The sequence below is a fragment of the Pseudomonas sp. RA_105y_Pfl2_P56 genome, assembly GCF_963970845.1.
GTDB lineage: Bacteria > Pseudomonadota > Gammaproteobacteria > Pseudomonadales > Pseudomonadaceae > Aquipseudomonas > Aquipseudomonas baetica_A.
The window spans coordinates 81,858-99,983 of the sequence record NZ_CAXAPL010000024.1 but is presented as its reverse complement, the minus strand read 5'-3'; the positions used below and the strand labels follow the sequence as shown (position 1 = coordinate 99,983).

21 protein-coding genes are annotated in these 18,126 nt (G+C 56.3%); 15 read left to right on the top strand and 6 right to left on the bottom strand.

Features of this window, described 5'->3' with window-relative positions; genetic code table 11:
• The coding region (locus AACY11_RS17580; protein WP_339495421.1) for an AMP-binding protein at window positions 1–614 on the bottom strand (614 nt) is incomplete at its 3' end.
• A gap of 460 nt (window positions 615–1,074) precedes the next feature.
• On the opposite strand from AACY11_RS17580, the gene AACY11_RS17575 reads away from it, so the two are divergent.
• The 8 genes from AACY11_RS17575 to AACY11_RS17540 all read left to right on the top strand — a co-directional run bounded on the left by AACY11_RS17575 (window position 1,075) and on the right by AACY11_RS17540 (window position 7,914).
• Window positions 1,075–1,335 carry a DUF2790 domain-containing protein gene (locus tag AACY11_RS17575; RefSeq protein WP_339430886.1) on the top strand — a complete coding sequence of 87 codons (261 nt, stop codon included), beginning with the start codon at window positions 1,075–1,077 and terminating at the stop codon, window positions 1,333–1,335.
• 552 nt (window positions 1,336–1,887) lie between these two features.
• Window positions 1,888–3,138: a ribonucleotide-diphosphate reductase subunit beta gene (locus AACY11_RS17570; protein ID WP_047599662.1), complete on the top strand. Its 1,251-nt coding sequence runs from the start codon at window positions 1,888–1,890 to the stop codon at window positions 3,136–3,138.
• A gap of 344 nt (window positions 3,139–3,482) precedes the next feature.
• Complete coding sequence (locus tag AACY11_RS17565; protein ID WP_339495422.1) at window positions 3,483–4,016, top strand: BRO-N domain-containing protein; 534 nt, start codon at window positions 3,483–3,485, stop codon at window positions 4,014–4,016.
• 116 nt (window positions 4,017–4,132) lie between these two features.
• Window positions 4,133–4,846, top strand: a complete 714-nt coding sequence (locus AACY11_RS17560) for an HNH endonuclease (protein WP_339495420.1) — start codon at window positions 4,133–4,135, stop codon at window positions 4,844–4,846.
• Between the two features lie 179 nt (window positions 4,847–5,025).
• Window positions 5,026–6,222: a colicin E3/pyocin S6 family cytotoxin gene (locus AACY11_RS17555; protein ID WP_339495419.1), complete on the top strand. Its 1,197-nt coding sequence runs from the start codon at window positions 5,026–5,028 to the stop codon at window positions 6,220–6,222.
• Complete coding sequence (locus AACY11_RS17550) at window positions 6,219–6,449, top strand: DUF7683 domain-containing protein (RefSeq protein WP_100847617.1); 231 nt, start codon at window positions 6,219–6,221, stop codon at window positions 6,447–6,449. Before AACY11_RS17555 ends, AACY11_RS17550 begins: the two co-directional genes overlap by 4 nt.
• Window positions 6,450–6,510: 61 nt before the next feature.
• Window positions 6,511–6,744 carry a DUF7683 domain-containing protein gene (locus AACY11_RS17545; RefSeq protein WP_310868378.1) on the top strand — a complete coding sequence of 78 codons (234 nt, stop codon included), beginning with the start codon at window positions 6,511–6,513 and terminating at the stop codon, window positions 6,742–6,744.
• 180 nt (window positions 6,745–6,924) lie between these two features.
• Window positions 6,925–7,914 (top strand): hypothetical protein, encoded by a 990-nt coding sequence (locus AACY11_RS17540; RefSeq protein ID WP_339495418.1) that lies wholly within the window; start codon window positions 6,925–6,927, stop codon window positions 7,912–7,914.
• A gap of 3 nt (window positions 7,915–7,917) precedes the next feature.
• Here AACY11_RS17540 and AACY11_RS17535 read toward each other — a convergent pair whose 3' ends face one another.
• The 3 genes from AACY11_RS17535 to AACY11_RS17525 form a co-directional block, all read right to left on the bottom strand.
• Window positions 7,918–9,114, bottom strand: coding sequence for a hypothetical protein (locus tag AACY11_RS17535; RefSeq protein ID WP_339495417.1), 1,197 nt, complete (start codon window positions 9,112–9,114; stop codon window positions 7,918–7,920).
• Between the two features lie 86 nt (window positions 9,115–9,200).
• Window positions 9,201–9,920: a DUF6933 domain-containing protein gene (locus AACY11_RS17530; RefSeq protein WP_339430898.1), complete on the bottom strand. Its 720-nt coding sequence runs from the start codon at window positions 9,918–9,920 to the stop codon at window positions 9,201–9,203.
• 152 nt (window positions 9,921–10,072) lie between these two features.
• Window positions 10,073–10,888, bottom strand: coding sequence for a sulfite exporter TauE/SafE family protein (locus AACY11_RS17525; protein ID WP_339495416.1), 816 nt, complete (start codon window positions 10,886–10,888; stop codon window positions 10,073–10,075).
• Between the two features lie 112 nt (window positions 10,889–11,000).
• Between AACY11_RS17525 and AACY11_RS17520 the strand changes: the two genes are divergently transcribed.
• From AACY11_RS17520 to AACY11_RS17505, 4 genes are all read left to right on the top strand, one after another.
• Window positions 11,001–11,768: an AraC family transcriptional regulator gene (locus AACY11_RS17520; protein ID WP_339495415.1), complete on the top strand. Its 768-nt coding sequence runs from the start codon at window positions 11,001–11,003 to the stop codon at window positions 11,766–11,768.
• A 93-nt stretch (window positions 11,769–11,861) separates the two neighbouring features.
• On the top strand, window positions 11,862–12,179 hold the full coding sequence (locus AACY11_RS17515; RefSeq protein WP_339495414.1) for an XRE family transcriptional regulator: 318 nt from the start codon (window positions 11,862–11,864) through the stop codon (window positions 12,177–12,179).
• Between the two features lie 41 nt (window positions 12,180–12,220).
• The gene (locus AACY11_RS17510; protein ID WP_339464043.1) at window positions 12,221–12,589 is read left to right on the top strand and encodes a type II toxin-antitoxin system RelE/ParE family toxin; all 369 of its coding nucleotides are present in this window, start codon (window positions 12,221–12,223) and stop codon (window positions 12,587–12,589) included.
• Entirely contained in the window at window positions 12,576–12,896 is a 321-nt protein-coding gene (locus tag AACY11_RS17505) for a helix-turn-helix domain-containing protein (RefSeq protein WP_339430903.1), read from the top strand. Before AACY11_RS17510 ends, AACY11_RS17505 begins: the two co-directional genes overlap by 14 nt.
• 12 nt (window positions 12,897–12,908) lie before the next feature.
• Here AACY11_RS17505 and AACY11_RS17500 read toward each other — a convergent pair whose 3' ends face one another.
• Complete coding sequence (locus tag AACY11_RS17500; RefSeq protein ID WP_339495413.1) at window positions 12,909–13,964, bottom strand: MBL fold metallo-hydrolase; 1,056 nt, start codon at window positions 13,962–13,964, stop codon at window positions 12,909–12,911.
• Window positions 13,965–14,177: 213 nt separating this feature from the next.
• Here AACY11_RS17500 and AACY11_RS17495 point away from each other — a divergent pair, with 213 nt between their 5' ends.
• The 3 genes from AACY11_RS17495 (at window position 14,178) to AACY11_RS17485 (ending at window position 17,183) form a co-directional block, all read left to right on the top strand.
• Window positions 14,178–14,786, top strand: coding sequence for a TetR/AcrR family transcriptional regulator (locus tag AACY11_RS17495; protein WP_339464041.1), 609 nt, complete (start codon window positions 14,178–14,180; stop codon window positions 14,784–14,786).
• A gap of 383 nt (window positions 14,787–15,169) precedes the next feature.
• Entirely contained in the window at window positions 15,170–16,489 is a 1,320-nt protein-coding gene (locus tag AACY11_RS17490; RefSeq protein WP_339430906.1) for a methyl-accepting chemotaxis protein, read from the top strand.
• Window positions 16,490–16,658: 169 nt separating this feature from the next.
• Window positions 16,659–17,183 carry a DUF1003 domain-containing protein gene (locus tag AACY11_RS17485; RefSeq protein WP_339430907.1) on the top strand — a complete coding sequence of 175 codons (525 nt, stop codon included), beginning with the start codon at window positions 16,659–16,661 and terminating at the stop codon, window positions 17,181–17,183.
• On the opposite strand, the gene AACY11_RS17480 is transcribed toward AACY11_RS17485, so the two are convergent.
• The gene (locus AACY11_RS17480; RefSeq protein ID WP_339495412.1) at window positions 17,184–18,125 is read right to left on the bottom strand and encodes a LysR family transcriptional regulator; all 942 of its coding nucleotides are present in this window, start codon (window positions 18,123–18,125) and stop codon (window positions 17,184–17,186) included.
• Window position 18,126: the final 1 nt, after the last annotated feature.

Below are 18,126 nucleotides of genomic sequence, written 5' to 3'. Positions count from 1 at the left end.
GCGTCGTCGACGTTGGACTTGAGCGGGATCTTCTTGCCGGCACGAATGCCTTCGTCAGCGGTGATCACCACTTTGGATTTGCAGTCGATGATGCGACCGGCCAGGGCTTCCGGCGAGAAACCACCGAACACCACCGAGTGAATCGCGCCGATCCGGGTGCAGGCCAGCATGGCGACCACGGCTTCGGGAATCATTGGCATATAGATAGTCACCACGTCGCCGCGGTGTACGTCCTGACCACGCAGGGCGTTGGCGAGTTTGCACACTTGTTCGTGCAGTTCGCGGTAAGTGATGTTGCGGCTTTCGGAAGGATCGTCGCCCTCCCAGATGATCGCCACTTGATCGCCGCGCTCGGCCAGATGACGGTCGAGGCAGTTATAGGAAACGTTCAGGGTGCCATCGGCGAACCACTTGATGTCGACATGGTGATCGTCGAACGAAGTCTGTTTCACCGTGGTGAAAGGCTTGATCCAGTCAAGACGCTGGGCTTGCTCGCGCCAGAAGCCGTCAGGGTTGACGACCGACTGCTGGTACATGGCTTTGTAGGTCGCCTCGTCAGTCAGCGTGTTAGCCAGAACCTCGGGACGAACGGGATACAGAGAAGCCGCACTCATCTTTCCTACCTCGGTGTAATAGTTGTTTTTGTATGACCCAGTTGTATCCGGGCCGGCCCCATAGAACCATTCGACGATGGTAGTAACAAGCCCCTACAAAACATCCAGTTACCCCGACCGCAAGCCTGACGCCCCTCTCCCAAACACTCACCCCTCCCGTGGGAGCTTGCCTGCAAGCGATTCAGACAACTCGCTCTTTCAGGCAAATTGCTTGGCGAGAACTCGATATCGACCGATTGTTACCAAATCTGCCAAAGGTGTTTATCAAAACCCGCTCTGTTTACCCCCACCTCACCTCCCTAGAATTCACCTCGCCGACAAGGCAAAGCGATTAACAACGATACAGCCCCCACGAAGGCCGTTAATCCAGCTCTCAAGTAATAACTGCAAACGATGAAGTTACACACGCAACCCCATAAAGGTTGCGTGACCCCACTCGACCTCAAAAAGGTAAATCCGAATGAAAGCTTTATGGGTTCTGGCCATCAGCTGTCTGTGCGCAACCGCCATGGCAGACGAGGCCCCGACTGATGTCGCCCAGCAACAACCGGCCGTCGAGGAATACACCTACTCGACTCACCTGGACATCGCCAAAGTTGTCTCCATGAGCGAAGTGCCCAATGTCTGCGAAGTGGTTCCGGCCAAAATGGAATACGACGACTCCAAAGGTCAGCGCCACATCCTGCGTTACAGCATCATGGGCAATGGCTGCACCAATTGACGATTGAGACTGCACCGAATCGGATCTCTCAGCGCTTCATTGAGGGTCGATTCCAGCCCGACTTCGGTCGGGCTCAGTTGTGTCTGGAGTCGTCAAAAATGCTTGCAAAACACTAGATGTAGTGAAAAACACGGTTTTTTGTTCGTTTTTTGAGCAATTCCACATTTACGAAATTTCTTCGAAAAAAAATCTATCCCTGGCAAAGCCCTGTAAACCCACGCTCTCACTGAAAAACCACCCTCCCCGACCGCTCCATGCGCGGATTCGCCTCAGCACGGCCCGTTTTTTTTCCCTATAATGCCGCCCTAATCGGGACAGCAATATTCCCTTACAGGGATGAACAGCCCATCTGAAGCCCCGCAGCAGCGTTCAACGCGAGCTGCGCCCGTCAGAGGCTCTCGGAACCCCGAACAAAATTCTGTTTTATTGCCTGCCTTAGCTGCTGCAAAAAACGATTCCTTAAGATCCAACGCGGTCTGTACGACCGTGTGAAAAACCAAACCATCAGGTTTCACACGGGGCGACAGGCCCTCACGCAGGAGACGACACGTCATGCTGAGCTGGGACGAATTCGACAAAGAAGACAGTGAAGTAGCAGCAGTGAAAGGCGCCAACGCCGGCCACGCTACTGAAGCCAACATGGACCGCCTCGACAACGCCGGCGGCGCCGCCGCGCTCGAAGCCCGCGCCGTCACCGCCGACGACTCGGCCGCCGTGGCCCGCGCCAAGGCTGCACTGAACTCCCTCGACGTCGCCGAAGGCCTCGCCGAACTCGAAGGCGCCTCCGCCCGTGTCGCCGTTGACGAAAAGCGCATGATCAACTGCCGCGCCGACCTCAACCAACTCGTGCCATTCAAGTACGACTGGGCCTGGCAGAAGTACCTGGACGGTTGCGCAAACCACTGGATGCCGCAAGAAGTCAACATGACCGCCGACATCGCCCTCTGGAAAAACCCGGAAGGCCTGACCGACGACGAGCGCCGCATCGTGATGCGCAACCTCGGCTTCTTCTCCACCGCCGACTCTCTGGTTGCCAACAACCTGGTCCTGGCCGTGTACCGTCTGATCACCAACCCGGAATGCCGCCAGTACATCCTGCGCCAGGCCTTCGAAGAAGCGATCCACACCCACGCCTACCAGTACTGCATCGAATCGCTGGCCATGGATGAAGGCGAGATCTTCAACATGTACCACGAGATCCCATCGGTCGCGAAAAAAGCAGCCTGGGGCCTGAAATACACCCGTTCGATCTCTGATCCGAAGTTCGAAACCGGCACCCCGGACACCGACAAAGAACTGCTGCGCAACCTGATCGCCTACTACTGCGTGCTGGAAGGCATCTTCTTCTACTGCGGCTTCACCCAGATCCTCTCCATGGGCCGCCGCAACAAAATGACCGGCGTCGCCGAGCAGTTCCAATACATCCTGCGCGACGAATCCATGCACCTGAACTTCGGCATCGACGTGATCAACCAGATCAAAATCGAAAACCCACACCTGTGGGATGCCGAAATGAAGGAAGAAGCGACCCAGATGATCCTGCAGGGTACGCAACTGGAGATCGAATACGCACGCGACACCATGCCTCGCGGCGTACTGGGCATGAACGCGGCGATGATGGAGGACTACCTGAAGTTCATCGCTAACCGTCGTTTGTCGCAGATCGGTTTGAAGGAAGAGTATCCAGGGACGACTAACCCGTTCCCTTGGATGAGCGAGATTATGGACTTGAAGAAAGAGAAGAATTTCTTTGAGACTCGTGTGATCGAATACCAAACTGGTGGTGCGCTTAGCTGGGACTAATAGTCTCGCTTGGTACGATTTGACGATTGCTGCCTGAGTCGACGAGTCGAGAAAGTAAAAGCCCCGATCTGATCGGGGCTTTTTTATGGGCGATGGGTAATCCGTTTCCATCCCTACACCGCAGCGTTAAATGTCCTACAACAGTTACAGTCGCTTCCGCATTGATACCCTCCACAAGCACCTCTAAGCTCAATCGCAGGTGCCTAAGAAACGCCCAACGTAGAAGCATGGTCAACCCACAGACGCACAAGTCGTCGGTGGTGATTGCCTGCTCGTTGGGATTTCTTAAGTCCACTCTACGTTGGGGCCAGGCTCTCCAAAATCTAAACGTAGAGGTCATGGATATGCCCGATCCTTTTTCTGTAACCGTCTTCTCTCGCCACAATCTCGCTCTTCATGCCCTTCTACTCGAAAACCAACCATGGTTCTGCGCCCGCGATATCGGCCGTTTGATGGGTGTCCATCTGAGCGAACGCATGGTCAACAAACTAGACAAGGATCAGCGTCGCGTTTTTTGGATTGAGTATTTCCGGCAACCCGAAAAGCAGCTGATGCTCAGCGAATCCGGTGTTTACGCGTTATTGGTGTATCACTACGTTCCGGGCAATCGATTGTTGCGCGAGTGGTTGACTCATCAGGTGGTGCCAGCCCTGCGTGATGCGGAACACTTGGGACATTCAGATCGGCCGATGTTGAGTTTGTTGGATTGGCCGGAGATGTCGTTGAGTCTGCTGCATTGGCAGAACGAAGGTTGGATTCGGCTGCGAGACATGCCCTATCTGTTGAGCGATCAGACACCGCGAAAAGCTACCGCGACGAAGCCTTGGTGGCGGAGGCTCGCTCACGCGTTTCAGCCGTCGAAGCATTCGATGGGGTAAGCGATACGTTTGTAGGATCACATGCGAGATCCGTCGCTATTTTTTGTAGGAATTTTCGTAGACAGCAGTAATGGCCACTCAGTATCGTCCGAGGGTTTTCAACCCTCGGCGACTGTATGGATACCTCGAAAGGAAAGACTGGCTGGAGCGATGAGGAGCTAGAGGCTTCGGTAGACGCTTATCTGAAGATGTTTGCTCTTGAGCAGCAAAAGCAGCCATTCAAAAAGGCAGACGAAAACCGTCTGTTGCGTGAAGGCCCACTGAGCAAACGCAGTGCCTCCTCCGTCGAGTACCGCATGCAGAACATCTCTGCGGTGATGGAGCAATTGGGGCAGCAGCGAATTACTGGCTACGTTTCGGCAAAGAACCTTGGTTCTGGCGTTAGTAAACGGATCAAGGAATTCCTCGCGAAGAAGGGCATCCACGCATTACGAAAAGGTGAACAGCGGGCCACTACATTTACTCCGCTTCAGTTGGTCGAGATCACTGCACCTCAACAAAATGAAGCGCCAGTGGGCGTTCTAAACCCTAAAGAAACGACTTCCACAGTCGTGAGGCTTGCCCGCGCCCAGAGCGTAAAGAAATGGGTACTCAAGCACTCCCAAGGCATTTGTGAAGGTTGTGGCCAAACCGCACCATTCGTTAGTGCAAACGGCCGCCCCTTTCTTGAAGTCCATCATGTTAAGCACCTTATTGATGGCGGAACCGACCGCATATGCAACACGGTTGCGCTGTGCCCGAACTGCCATCGTCGTTGCCACCATTCCAGCGATAAAAAAGAGTTCACCGCTGAGTTTTATAAGAAAGTCGAGCGGTTGAGGCCTGAATAGAGGATCAAACTTGTGCCGAGGAATCCCAACGTCCTAAAGGCTCTGCACTGACCTCCAAATCAAACAACGACAATTCCCAACCCAATCCAAGACCCGTCCTACAGCCTCAATGCATCACCTTCATTAACGTCGCCCGGCTTCTTTCCGGTGCGACCGTTAAATGAACGAAAGGATGATCAGTGGCTGGCAAAAAGGATATTCCCCGGGTCAGGAACCCACCTTCAGGCGACGGGCATCACGTCACCTACCGGTTCATGAACGCGACCGAACTGGCCGAGCGCGAAGCCAGGCAGAACGCTTATGAGGCCATGCTGGCCCGGCAGGAGGCGTTTGAGCGCAGCCGGCAGGTCCCTGCCAAAAAAGACGACGCGGTTCGTGCCGGATGCGTGTTTGCGAAGTCTTGCAAGCTGCCGGACGCGATCATTGATTACTCGAATCCCTCCGGGATGGTACCGACCGACAGCCTGAGGGATTACGGCGAATTCGCTTTACTCGGTACCCGTGAGGCCGATGATGCCGGGCTGCGGAATCTGCAAACCATCAGCGGCAATACCGTTTCACTCGGCCTTGGGCGCCTTGCCCTTCGCAGCCCGACACTCGTCACGCCAGCAATAGGTCTTGGAGCCGCCATTGGCGCTACTGGTGCCGCACTCATGACCGGCATGGTCGCTTTGCTCTGGACGCCCAGCCTGGGTGACAGCGCTCTCTACACCGAGGAACAATTGCGCGCCCTCAAGCAGGCCCGCACCCGTGTTCGCCTGCGCATCGAGCAACAAACCGATGGCAATCTCAAAGGTTATGCCTTCTACACCGGCAAGAATCGCGATTGGGAAATGGTCGATGTCGTAAAACTGGAACCCCGCGACAGCCAGTACGTCGCCAATCTGGGTGAAGGCGTCGAGCTGATCTGGACACCCGCCGTTGACGGCTCCGACATCCTCGGCATTCCTGCTCTGGAAGCCGCTCCGCAGGCCCCGCACATCTGGGTTTACCCGCCAACGAAAGCGGCGAACGACATCCTTGTGAATCCTGTTTACCCACCGGAGTACAGGGATTTCATTCTGGTGTTTCCAGAGAGTTCGGGGGTAAGGCCGGTTTATATTGTGGTGAGTGTTTCTGATCACAAATATCATCCGGCACCGCCCGGACTTGCAGCGTTCCAGGATGCGATCAAGGCAGATCGTAAGACTTCCGTTAAAGGAGGCGGCGGGCTTAGAAAGCGATGGAAAACCAGAAAGGGACTGATTTTTGAGTGGGACTCACAACACGGTACTGTCGAGATGTATGACAAACGAGGTCGCCATCTCGGTGAGTATGACCCAGCAACTGGCGCGCAAACCAAACCAGCGGACGGCACGAGGACAGTAGAACCATGATCTATCTAATCGAGGCATTTGATAAAGAAAGCGGTTTCCTGGCTTTTGAAGAGGAACTCCCAAGTGGATCAGATCAGGCGATAAAAACCATCATGGAATGGACGGTGGAACAGCAAGGATGGGAGGGATACGATCTCTCGCACGAACAGCTTGGAGCCCTGGAAAAACTACTGGGGAAAGAAATCTATAACCCTGCTTATAAATTTCAGCTCAGCTGCAATGTGTAAACGATGGTTCTGACACCGGTGAGCAGAACAAACCGGCCTCTCCAAAGAGAAGGATAGAACCATGACTCACGTAATTTATGCGTTTGATCGATCCACCGAAGCTCTGATTTTCGAAGTGCCTATCTCGGCAGAGGCTATCGAGCAGCTGCGAGTCATCATGAAATGGAACGACGCAGAAGACGAACTCTACGGATACGATCTTGATTTTCAGCAGCTAGCACAACTGGAAACGCTAACCGGAAAATCTTTCTACGATCCTCAATACGATTACCAACTCGCTAGCTACGGAAACTAAAAATTTAGTCGCCTACACCGTCATGCGAGGTTGCTGTCGGGATCAACGATTGAGTTGATCCCACCAATCGCCAGCAGGCTGGCTCCTACAGGTTTTGCATCATCCTGAAAAGAGTCAGTGCAACCCGCGCCACCTCCCGCTATTAATACCCCTCCCCCACTCAAGGATCCGAGCCCCACCATGAAATTCGATCTCGCCTACTGCCTCGGCCTCGACGACAAGTTGTCGATCTATGACGTTCGCGATCTCAATTTCGATGAAACGGTGGCGTTTGACTCTGCGAAGGAACACTTCCAGTGCCCCAACGATGCCTGTCGTTCGGCGTTCGAGGCTTCCAACGCGTTGGGCACGTTCAACGCCAAGAATGTGAATTACGTGCGCACGCCGCATTTCAAGAATCTGCCCACTACGCAGCATGTGGCGGGTTGTCCATATGTGAGCTTGAAGGCGTCGGCGTCTGGTATTGAGACGGCGGACGGCGAGACTGATGACGGGCGGGAGGAGCATTTTCCATCAGAGTTGTTGCTGACGCGGCGTGAGTATGTGCGCAAGCCTGCCGCGCCGGCGGTGGCGGCGGATGTGTTGCGTGATGATCCGGTGCGGGTGGCGGCGGTGGGTGGTAAAGAGTCAGCGAGTCGTGAGTCGGCGCCGGACAAGACCAGTGTGTTTGCGCATCCGGTGGAGTGTTTTGTGTCGAACTTCGCCGACAAGGATTTGCTCAAGCGCATGCCGTTGAAGATCGGCGAACACACGGCGCCGTACAGTTCATTCTTCAAGCCGATCAAGTTCTTGATGGACAACAAGGGGCTGATTTACTGGGGCCGGATCAAGAAGATCGAGGACTTCCACGACGGCGCCAGTTTTCGTATCGATTTCGAGGACAGGGTCTGGTGGAAGAAGCCTGAGGACAGCAAGAAGAAGCCTTACACAGTCAGCGTTTATCTGAACAAGAAGCTGATCGACAACTACCGCAAGCGCAAGGCGTTTCTGGAAGAGATCAAGCAGGCGGTCGACAGTGACAAGGCATTGTTCTGTTTCTTCTATGGCGTGACGCCGGAGTTGAAGCAGGTGCCGGGCAAGAAGAACCCCGAAAAGCCTTTCGAGGTCTTCAATGCCAATATCGAGAACCTGGATCACTTCATCATTCGTGAAGCGCCGGGTCTGGCGTGACGGTTAGCCTTGGGGCAGTTGCAGTTTGACGGCGCCGGGGTGTTGTTTGATCAGTGAGTACGGCAGCACTGGCCACTCGGGCGCATCACAGGCGCGTGCGACGCGCGCAAAGTAGGCGCCCAGGTACACGCCTTTGGCGGTGAAGTGCCAGGATGGATAACCCCAGATACTTTCGTCCGTATAGTCGCAGCTGTTTTCATCCTCCTCTGCCGGCTTCTTCATTTCATCGGGATACAGCGCGGTGAGTTGTTTGACCAGCCACGGCGCGAGCACTTCACGTTGATAGGTTGAGTGCGCACTGCTTTGCGCGGAGCTCAATGGCTGATCGCCCAAGCTGTCGCGATCGGCGTGCAGCAATGGCTTGCCCTCGCCCACCCACAACACATCTTCCAGCGACAGCGAATGCCCGCTGCTCACATCAATATTGAGCGGCGAATCACCGAAGTCAGGATGCGCGCCCCCGCAGTAGTAGCTGGTTGAAATATTCAGGCTGATGAGCGCGGGCGAAATCAGCTTCGGTTCGGCCTGCTGCATGAATTCGACGTTGTCCCCACCCTGCAACTGGCAGTAGTGGTAACTGATGACTTCACTCCAGAGGCGCCCGAGCAACTGCTGATTGACCCGTTGCAGGTCATCTTTGGGCAGGCCCGATTCAACACTGAACAGCGAAATTTTCGACTCAGGCTCCGTCCACCATTGCAGGTCATAGCCCATGAAATTTTCTTTCTTCACGGGTTTGAGCTTGAGGCCCTGTAGGCGCAAATACTCGTAGGGCGAGCTTTTGGGTAGCGAGGCAATGAAGGGCAAAGTGGTTGAGGTCGGCGCAGGCAGTCTGGCCTCGGCCAGTTTCACCGGCAGTTTTTTGCCCTGCGGACTTTGCCATTCGCCCTGCCAGCCATTGGCGGTTTCTTCCAGCTTCAAGGTCGGCAGCGGCTTGTCTTCGCCGTAGCGGTTGTCGCCTTCAACGAGGTTCAACGTGCCGTCTTGCAGCCAACCGCTGAGGGCCAGGTCGCGGTGATACTTCTCGTAGAAATAACGGCCGCTCACTTCGTCCGGCTGTTCCGTGTTCAACTCAACGACGATGGGCGTTTTGCCCAGCGTGCCGGTAAATACATGCCGACCGTCGTCGGCATGGGCGGTGGAAATCAGCGTGAACAGCGCAGCGGCGCAGGTTGCCGGACGCAACAGTCCCTTGAGCATTGATCGATCCTTGAGAGAGGCAGAGACAGCGCCGGAAGATGAGTGCCGGCGCGGGTAAGTTCGGGGCGGATTATGGCGAGTGCACTCTAAGTATTCGAGTGTTGTCGCTCGTATTCTTGCAACCAGGCTTCGCGCTTGATGGCCGCGTTCTCCAGGATTATTTGCTTGCGGCGTGCTTTGGCTGCATGCAGTTGAACGTCATCCAGAAAACAATAATGACGCAGCCAGTGGAGCGTCATTTCCTCATCCGGGAAGTAATACGTCTTCACGCCCTTGCTGTTTCTGGGCGTGTCATTCATCTGCTCGTCAAACACCCTGGCGGTGTCTTCATCAGGCGGTAAACAACCGATTTGAGCGGCTTTGCTCTGGAAGATCCAGGCAATTTCATCAATGTGCTTTTGCGCACTGCGGTGGCTGCGCCGATAGAACGTTTGCTGCTCACAGGTCTGCGTCATCCGCGCCAATATCAAGTCGGGATCGAGCCACTGTTGGAGATCGTGCTTCAACGCATGCATCAACAACCCGCTGGCCCAACGCTCGACAAATCGCGCCACAAACCCTTCGGCGTCAGCCTTCTTCGCGTCGGCAAAGATCATGCAATAACGGGTTTTAACGTGGATGGCGATCAGCACATGCTTACGTTGCACGGTTATCGCGTGTACCAACCATTGCTCGTCGGCACCGGTCAACGGGTCATCTTCGATGATCGAAGACGGCGGCTTCGGATCAATGGGCGATAGCGTTTTACCCTTTTGAATCCGGCTGAAAAACTTACTGGCAGCCTCGGTGCAATTGAAAATCAACATCCTGGTTCTCTGCTAAATACGGGAAATGATGCTCTGTCGTCATGTTTGATTTCTTCTGCCCATTCAGTGTTGCAGGGCTGGCGAGCGGTGCCTGAAATGCGCTCTCACCGCTCTGAGCCGATATCTCACAATTGCTCATCGGTCTGTAAGGCTCACTTTATCGAGATAGCCAGCAGCACGACAATCAGCAATCCAATATAGACCCACGCATGCACCCGATCCGGAATCCGTCCGATCCACGGCGTGGCCAGTCTAATCCCTATCAACGAACCAACCGTCAGCACCGCAAACGCCAGCAGGTCTACGTAACCGATAAACCATGGTCCCAGATCCGTCTCGCTGACCCCGGCCAGCGCCATGTAGGTCAGCGTCCCAGCCATTGCCACCGGCACACTCAACGGATTGGCCATGGACGTTGCCTGGGACATGCTCAGTCCGCAGCGACGCAGGAGCGGCACGGTCATGACGCTGCCTCCTACACCGAGGAACGTGGCGATGGCGCCGATGCCTACACCGCCGCCGGATATTTCTGTAATGCCGAGTCGGCGGGGGATGACGCCTTCGTTGCGGGTGAGAAAGCCGCGTCTGAGCAGGCAGTCGATGATGGTCACGCCGAGGTAGGCGATGAAGGCATAGCGGATGATTTCGCCACTGACCCACACTGCCGCAATCGCCCCCATAACCGCGCCAACCCCGATAAACCCTCCCAGCGGCCACAGATAATGACGGATCAGGTTGCCGGCGCGGCGGTGTTTGTCGGTGGCGATCAGGGCGTTGACGATCATCACGCAGGTCGAGGTGGCGACGGCGATGTGCATGGCCGATTGGCCGACGGGGTCATCGGCGCCGTGGCTGGCGGTGAGCAGGCGATAGAGCAGCGGCACGACCACGAAGCCGCCGCCGAAGCCGAAGAGCACGGCGGTGATGCCGGTCAGGCAGCCGAATAGGGTCAATAAGAGATAGAGCATGGAGGCGTCGTCCGTTGGTGAGGAGCGGTCGACGATAGAGCGGCAGGTCTTGGCCTGCCTCAGCAAGCCGGCCAATAATGTTTGCGTTTACGCCAATGGTTGAGATCCCTCAATGCGCAATGTTTCGATCAATCTGCTGGATGACACGCCGCGCCCGGTGGTGGCGATCGGTACGGATTATTCCCACGGTCATCTGTTGCCGTTTCATACGCATCGGCGCGCGCAATTGTTGTACGGCGCGACCGGGGTGATGCAGGTCAGCACCCATGACGGTAACTGGGTGGTGCCGCCGCAGCGCGCGGTGTGGATTGCGCCGGGGGTGGCGCACGAGGTGTTGATGCTCGGCGTGAGCACGCGCAGTTTGTACATCGAACCGGGCGCGGTGGACTTGGGTGGCCGCTGTCAGGTGGTCAGTGTGTCGCCGCTGATGCGGCATTTGCTGATGGAGGCGGTCGACGTGCCGCTGACCTATGACCTGAGCGGCCGCGACGGCGCGTTGATCGATCTGTTACTGCATGAACTGGTGCGCAGTGCGCCATTGCCCTTACACATTCCCTTGCCGACTGAGGGAAAACTGCTCGCGCTGTGTCAGAACTTTCTGCATCAACCGTACGCCCATCAATCACCAAAGGAATGGGCGGACCAGTTACACATAAGCTTGCGTACCTTCAACAGAATGTTTCGGCAACAGACCGGGTTGAGCTTCAGTCAATGGCGACAACAAGCCTGCGTGATACAGGCATTGGCGCGGCTGGCGTCGGGTGAAGCGGTCACGCGGATTGCCCTGGATTTTGGCTACCAGAGCCCGGCAGCGTTCTCGACGATGTTCCGGCGCATTCTCGGTCAGGCACCGTCCGTCTGGTTGGAGGCGGCTAATTGAGGCAAATCAAAAATTGCGTTTGATCCCGGCCAAAAACAACTGTACAAAAACACAGTGTATTTTCAATCAGCACTCTTGAGCCCGGAGCACACCATGGCCTCTCTTGCGATGAACCATATCCTCGAACGCATTGCCCTTTTCCAGTTCACCCCGACTCACTGCGTCCAGGCCCGAGCGATGCTGGGCTGGAGCGTGGAGCAGTTGTCGCTGGAAGCTGAAGTTTCGGTAGCCGACATTCAACGGTTCGAGGCGCAGCAAGAGCTCGCCGATGCGGCGCGCCTGGCGCTGGCGTATCGGTTTGAGGCGCAGGGGTTGGTGTTCTTCCCCGGGTTTGCGCCGGGGTGCAGTGCGAGTTTGGCGGGGATGGCTGTGGAATCGGCGGGGCGTGGGGGTTATGCGATGGCTGATTAAAAGTACACGTTGATTTTTATCCCCATATAGGTATATTCCGCATGAGTGCAAGGAAGCCGCTCTTGTGGGTCTGCAGTAGTAAAAAAGATCTCAAGCAGATGCCCACTGAGGTACAGGACGTTTTTGGTCATGCACTGGATTTAGCCCAAAGTGGCTTGAAGTACCCAGATGCAAAACCCCTGAAAGGTTTCGGAGGTGCGGGTGTCCTAGAGTTGATCGAAGACTACGACACCAACACTTACCGCGCCATTTACACAGTTCGTTTCGGCAGTGCCATTTACGTTTTGCACTGTTTTCAGAAGAAGTCGACAAGCGGAGTTAAAACCGCCCGGTCCGACATCGACCTGATCAGAAATAGACTTCGAGCCGCTCAGGATCATGCGAAAGGATCAGAAAATGATAGAAATTGAAGAAAGCAGCGGGAACGTCTATCAAGATCTGGAGTTGCCCAATGCCAGTGAAATGCAGGTTAAGTCGCAGCTCGCAGCAAAAATCGGCGAGATCATCAAGGCGCGCCATCTCACCCAAATTCAGGCTTCGGAGATTCTGGGGCTTTCACAACCCAAACTTTCAGAGATGCTGCGAGGAAAATTCCGCGGTATCAGTGAAGCGAAAATGATGGAATGCCTTTCACACTTGGGACGAGACGTACAGATCGTAGTGAAATCGGCCCCCCGTTCACGGAAAGAGGGACGTATTGAAGTGGTGTTCGCTTAACACGAGCGCCTATCACGCATTCTGGACCATGGCCTCACGCTCCTCCTCAACCCCCAACCACCACGCATTCCCACGCTGCGGCTGAGCGATGTTAAACGCCTCGCCCATTTGCGGGGTGGTGATCGAAATACTGCGTTCCCAGGCCAGTGACAGGATGCGGTCGAACGGTTCATGCCAGGCATGCATCGCCAAATCGAACGTGCCGTTGTGGATGGGAAACAGCCAGCGACCCTTGAGGTCGATGTGCGCTTGCAGGGTTTGTTCCGGCTGCATGTGTACATGTGGCCATTCGACGTTGTAAGCACCGGTTTCCATCAGGGTCAGGTCGAACGGGCCGTACTGTTCGCCGATGCGCTTGAAGCCGTCGAAGTAACCGCTGTCGCCGCTGAAGAAGATCCGCGTGTCGGCGTCGATCATCACCCATGACGCCCACAGCGTGCTGTTGCCGTCGAACAGGCCACGGCCGGAGAAGTGCTGCGACGGCGTGGCGATGAAGCGGATGCCGGCGATTTCGGTGCCTTGCCACCAGTCGAACTGACGAACTTTGTTGGCATCAATGCCCCACTTGATCAGGGTATCGCCGACGCCCAACGGGGTCAGGAACAGGTTGGTTTTGGCGGCCAGCCTGAGTACCGCCTCGTAATCGAGGTGATCGTAGTGGTTGTGGGACAGAATCACCGCTTCAATCGGCGGTAATTCGCTGATGCTGATCGGTGGCTGGTGAAAACGTTTCGGGCCAGCCCATTGCACCGGCGATGCGCGCTCGGCGAAGACCGGGTCAGTGATCCAGAATTTATCCTGCATCTTGAGCAGCAAGGTCGAGTGACCGAGGCGATAAATACTTTGGTTTGGTGCGGCCAGCAGGTCTTCACGGGTCAGCGGCTGTACCGGAATGGCAGCGGCGGGACGGGTGTTGTGCGGTTTGTGGAAGATCATGTTCCATATAATCCGCAGCGTTTTACGAAAACCTTCGCGCTGCACCGGCGCATGATTGCGAAACAGCCCCTGATCCTGTCGAGAGGCGTCAGGCGTGGAATTTTTATCCGGGAGCGAATCTGGATTGGCCATGACTGAATGACTCCAGAAAACCGCGTCATTCGCGGTTTTCCACGGTGGGACGATAAATGGCCAAGCTGCACGCCTAGGCCGAACTGTCTGGTTTTTAGGCTGCGTGGATTAACGCAACATTACACTGATCGGTGTAGTTTCTAGGTTGCATGAAAGCGCATGGCAAGTAAACTGCCAAGTGTAATTTCATCTCCTCCTTGCCGAAGCGTATCTATGACTGCTCCACAGCGCCTCACCGACCGTAAACGCGAAGCCATTATTCAAGCGGCGATTGCCGAATTCCGCGCCAACGGTTTCGAGATCACCAGCATGGACAAGATCGCCGCCACCGCAGGTGTGTCCAAGCGCACGGTGTACAACCATTTCCCCAGCAAAGAAGCGCTTTTCGCCGAAATTCTCAACCAGTTATGGGCACGAATCAGCGACGAGCCGTCGGTCATTTATCGCCCCGATCAGCCGTTGAGCGATCAGTTGCGGCAAATATTGCAGGCCAAGGTGCAGATGATGGCGGACGAGAACTTCCTCACGTTGGCGCGGGTGGCAATTGCCGCGACCGTTCATTCCCCGGAGCGCGCGCAAAACATGGTCGAGCGCATGGGTGAACACGAGGGAAGTCTGACTGTGTGGATTCGTGCCGCGCAGGCCGATGGCCGACTGAAACCGGTTGACCCGGAGTTCGCCACGCACCAGGTGCAGGGGCTGCTCAAAGCCTTTGGCTTCTGGCCACAAATGTCGATGGGCCGCGCTGCTCTCGATGCCGACATGCAGAACACCGTCGCCGAATCGGCACTGGAAATGTTTCTGGCCCGTTATCAACGCTGACTCATCTCTCGTCACCCATCCTGCGCTGTTGAGTGAGCCTGAGTATCGGTTTGACGCGGCCTAAAAACTTGTACAAGGTCGCCCGCAACTAAAAACGGATCCAAAAAAGCGCTAAACGCCTTTAAATTAAAGCTTCACAGCGCCATCAGCGTCGCCTTCACTTGCTTGAAAGCTTGCCACATTGCCCCTTAAAAACTTATACAAGATTGTATAAAAATTACTTTCTTGTACAAGTTTATGAAGTTTTGTATAAGTAGCGAGCTGTCAGTCATGGAATGCTGGCATTGAGCCGCCAACGCCGAATGCCGCCCGCGCATTCGGCCTGCCAGCGCGGGAATAAGGACTGAATCCTTGACCCAACCTATTTCCAGAGTACTGCGAGCATGTTTTTCAATCGCCAGAAGTCCGTCATCGACGATCTCCAGCAAACCCTCACCGAGCAAGCCGGCCTGCTCGATGCGATCAATCGCTCGATGGCGGTGATCGAATTCGACCTTGAGGGCGTGGTGTTGCGTGCCAACGACAACTTTCTCAAGACCATGGGTTACACGCCCGAGCAGGCTATCGGCCAGCCACATCGACGTTTCTGCACGCCGGAGTTCGGCCGCAGTGCTCAGTACACACAGATGTGGTCACAACTGAAGAACGGCCAGTTTCTGTCAGGCACCTTTGAACGGGTCGACAGCAAGGGCGAGCCCATCTGGCTCGAGGCCAGTTACAACCCGATCAAGGATGCTTCGGGACGTGTGGTGAAAGTGGTCAAGTACGCCATGGACGTGACCACCAAAATGCAGCAGGAAAGCGAGACCAACGCCAAGTTGCAGGCCATCGACCGGGCGATGGCGGTCATCGAGTTCAACCTTGACGGCAGTATTCTTACGGCCAATCAGAATTTTCTGACACGCATGGGTTACACACTCGCCGAACTCAAAGGTAAACATCACCGCTTGTTCTGTCCCCCGGAACGGGTCAACAGCAGTGCATACGAGGATTTCTGGCGTCGGTTGAACCAGGGCGAGTTTTTCCACGGACAGTTCGAACGCATTGATAAACGTGGGCAAACGGTATGGCTTGAGGCCAACTACAACCCGGTCTACGACGCGGCCGGGCGCTTGTGCAAAGTGGTGAAGTTTGCCTCGGACGTTACCGCCCGCGTGGTGCAGCACGAACAGGACGCGCGCAGCGCCAGCGCGGCTTATCACATCTCGGTGGAGACTCGAAAAGTCGCCGAGCAAGGCACACAGGTGATCCAGCAGGCCGCCAGCGAAATGCGCGAAATTGCCGAGGACATTGCCCAGTCTTCAACCTTGATTGCGCAACTGGGCGAACGCTCGGAGCAGATCACTGCCATCGTCAACACCATCCGTGCGATTGCCGATCAGACCAACTTGCTGGCGCTCAACGCGGCGATCGAAGCGGCGCGCGCCGGTGAGCAAGGTCGCGGTTTTGCGGTAGTGGCCGACGAGGTGCGACAACTGGCGGCGCGCACCAGCGGTTCGACGGCGGAGATTTCCGGCATGATCACCTTGATCCAGAACGAGACCCGGCAAGCGATCAAAAGTATGGACGGCACCCGAGGTCGCGCGGCGCAAGGCGTTGAACTGGCGAATCAGGCGGGCACGGTGATTTTGCAGATTCGCGACGGCGCCAGTGAAGCGGTGCAGGCGGTCAGCATGTTTGCCAACGAGCACGCGCCAGGCTGATATCTGTGCATCGCTGGTAGACCGAGTCGCGGCCATCGCGGACAAGCCCGCTCCCACAGAGATTGAGTCAACCACACAATTGGTGTACGACGACTTAACTTGTGCGCGCGCGGGCTGCCAAAACGCAGCGCTATAGTGACTGAACGTCCCAAGCCCTGCCGAGTGCATCATGACCACTGAAAAAGCTGAAACACCTGCCACCGACCACCTACGCTTCCACCGCCCTCACGCCCACCTCGCCACAACCTTCGGCAACGACAAATTCGCGCTGCGGGCCGAGGCATTTGCGCGGTTCTTCGGCACGCCTCTGTTCCTTGGCGCACAAACATTGATTGTCGCGGTGTGGATCGGCCTCAACGTGTGGGGTGTGACGCAATTCGACGTCTACCCGTTCATCCTGCTGAACCTGGCGTTCAGCTTGCAGGCCGCTTATGCCGCGCCGTTGATCCTGCTGGCGCAAACCCGTCAGGCTGCACGCGACAAGGCGCAAGCCGACGCTGACGCGCAGCACCGTGAAGCCCTGGCGCAAGCCAACACCGAGCGCCAGGCCCAGGCCGCGAAGAACACCGCGCAATTGCTTGAACTGCTGGAACAAAACACCCGCCTCACCGAAATGACCAGAGACCTGAGCGAACGCATCGAAGGTCTGACCAAAGAGTTACACGCGCATGTGTGTCAGAACGCACTACGTTGATCAGGACAGACGCAGGGCTCGCCCGAGCTCATCAAACAGTGTGACCACCGAGCGCAACGCCCGGCAATCCGGGCGGGTCAGCAACCACAGGGCGGTGTCGTAGCCCTGCAACGGCTCGCTCAATGCCTGCAAACCGTCACTGATCAAGAAGTCCGGCAACGCCGCGACACCAAGGCCGGCGCGCACCAGTTCGGTGACGGACAGCATGCTGTTGCAGCGATAGCCCGGGGTCACGCCGGGCAAGTGCTGACGACGCCAGGCGACCGTCGGATGATCGGGCAGAAAGTCATCCGGGGCGATCCAGGTCAGCGCTGTCAGATCCGAAGCATCGACGCTGTCCAAGTAGCGCGCGCTGGCGCAGACCCGGTAGGAAATCTTCGCCAGTTGCCGTCCGACCAGATGTTGCGGCGGTGTGCGCGTCAGGCGCAGGGCAATGTCGGCGTCACGACGGCTAAGGTTGGCGAAATCGTTGGAGGTGCTCAATTCGAGGGTCAGCGCCGGGTAGTTGGGCATGAACTGCGCCAGCGCCGGCAGCAGCAAGCCTTGCAACACCGAGTCGGTACACGTCAGGCGCACCGTGCCGCTGATCACTTCGCCCCCCTGCTCCACGCCGATCCGCGCGGCGTCCAGTGCTTGCTCGGCACGTTCGGCCTGCTCGGCCAGCGTCTGTGCAAGCGTCGTCGGTAAATAGCCGGTGCGGCTTTTTTCAAACAATTCGCGGCCAAGGGCAGCCTCCAGACGGCGCACGGCGCGGAACACCGTCGACACGTCAACCTTCAGCAGCTGTGAGGCCCGGGCCAGAGAGCCGCCGCGCACCAAAGCGAGGATCAGGGCCAGATCCGGATAGTCGAGCCGATAGTGCGTCGGTGCATTGATCACTTGGGTAAACGCCAATATTGAGTGCGTGAACGCCAATCTATAGTGGGCGCCATCAATCAACAAG

Bases quoted from the DNA above. Each gene is read 5' to 3' on its own strand.
- AACY11_RS17515 (WP_339495414.1), top strand. From the start codon at position 11,862: ATGGCCTCTCTTGCGATGAACCATATCCTCGAACGCATTGCCCTTTTC.
- AACY11_RS17540 (WP_339495418.1), top strand. From the start codon at position 6,925: ATGAAATTCGATCTCGCCTACTGCCTCGGCCTCGACGACAAGTTGTCG.
- AACY11_RS17530 (WP_339430898.1), bottom strand. From the start codon at position 9,920: ATGTTGATTTTCAATTGCACCGAGGCTGCCAGTAAGTTTTTCAGCCGG.
- AACY11_RS17565 (WP_339495422.1), top strand. From the start codon at position 3,483: ATGCCCGATCCTTTTTCTGTAACCGTCTTCTCTCGCCACAATCTCGCT.
- AACY11_RS17500 (WP_339495413.1), bottom strand. From the start codon at position 13,964: ATGGCCAATCCAGATTCGCTCCCGGATAAAAATTCCACGCCTGACGCC.
- AACY11_RS17510 (WP_339464043.1), top strand. From the start codon at position 12,221: ATGAGTGCAAGGAAGCCGCTCTTGTGGGTCTGCAGTAGTAAAAAAGAT.
- AACY11_RS17520 (WP_339495415.1), top strand. From the start codon at position 11,001: ATGCGCAATGTTTCGATCAATCTGCTGGATGACACGCCGCGCCCGGTG.
- AACY11_RS17550 (WP_100847617.1), top strand. From the start codon at position 6,219: ATGATCTATCTAATCGAGGCATTTGATAAAGAAAGCGGTTTCCTGGCT.
- AACY11_RS17490 (WP_339430906.1), top strand. From the start codon at position 15,170: ATGTTTTTCAATCGCCAGAAGTCCGTCATCGACGATCTCCAGCAAACC.
- AACY11_RS17570 (WP_047599662.1), top strand. From the start codon at position 1,888: ATGCTGAGCTGGGACGAATTCGACAAAGAAGACAGTGAAGTAGCAGCA.
- AACY11_RS17505 (WP_339430903.1), top strand. From the start codon at position 12,576: ATGATAGAAATTGAAGAAAGCAGCGGGAACGTCTATCAAGATCTGGAG.
- AACY11_RS17495 (WP_339464041.1), top strand. From the start codon at position 14,178: ATGACTGCTCCACAGCGCCTCACCGACCGTAAACGCGAAGCCATTATT.
- AACY11_RS17485 (WP_339430907.1), top strand. From the start codon at position 16,659: ATGACCACTGAAAAAGCTGAAACACCTGCCACCGACCACCTACGCTTC.
- AACY11_RS17525 (WP_339495416.1), bottom strand. From the start codon at position 10,888: ATGCTCTATCTCTTATTGACCCTATTCGGCTGCCTGACCGGCATCACC.
- AACY11_RS17575 (WP_339430886.1), top strand. From the start codon at position 1,075: ATGAAAGCTTTATGGGTTCTGGCCATCAGCTGTCTGTGCGCAACCGCC.
- AACY11_RS17545 (WP_310868378.1), top strand. From the start codon at position 6,511: ATGACTCACGTAATTTATGCGTTTGATCGATCCACCGAAGCTCTGATT.
- AACY11_RS17535 (WP_339495417.1), bottom strand. From the start codon at position 9,114: ATGCTCAAGGGACTGTTGCGTCCGGCAACCTGCGCCGCTGCGCTGTTC.
- AACY11_RS17560 (WP_339495420.1), top strand. From the start codon at position 4,133: ATGGATACCTCGAAAGGAAAGACTGGCTGGAGCGATGAGGAGCTAGAG.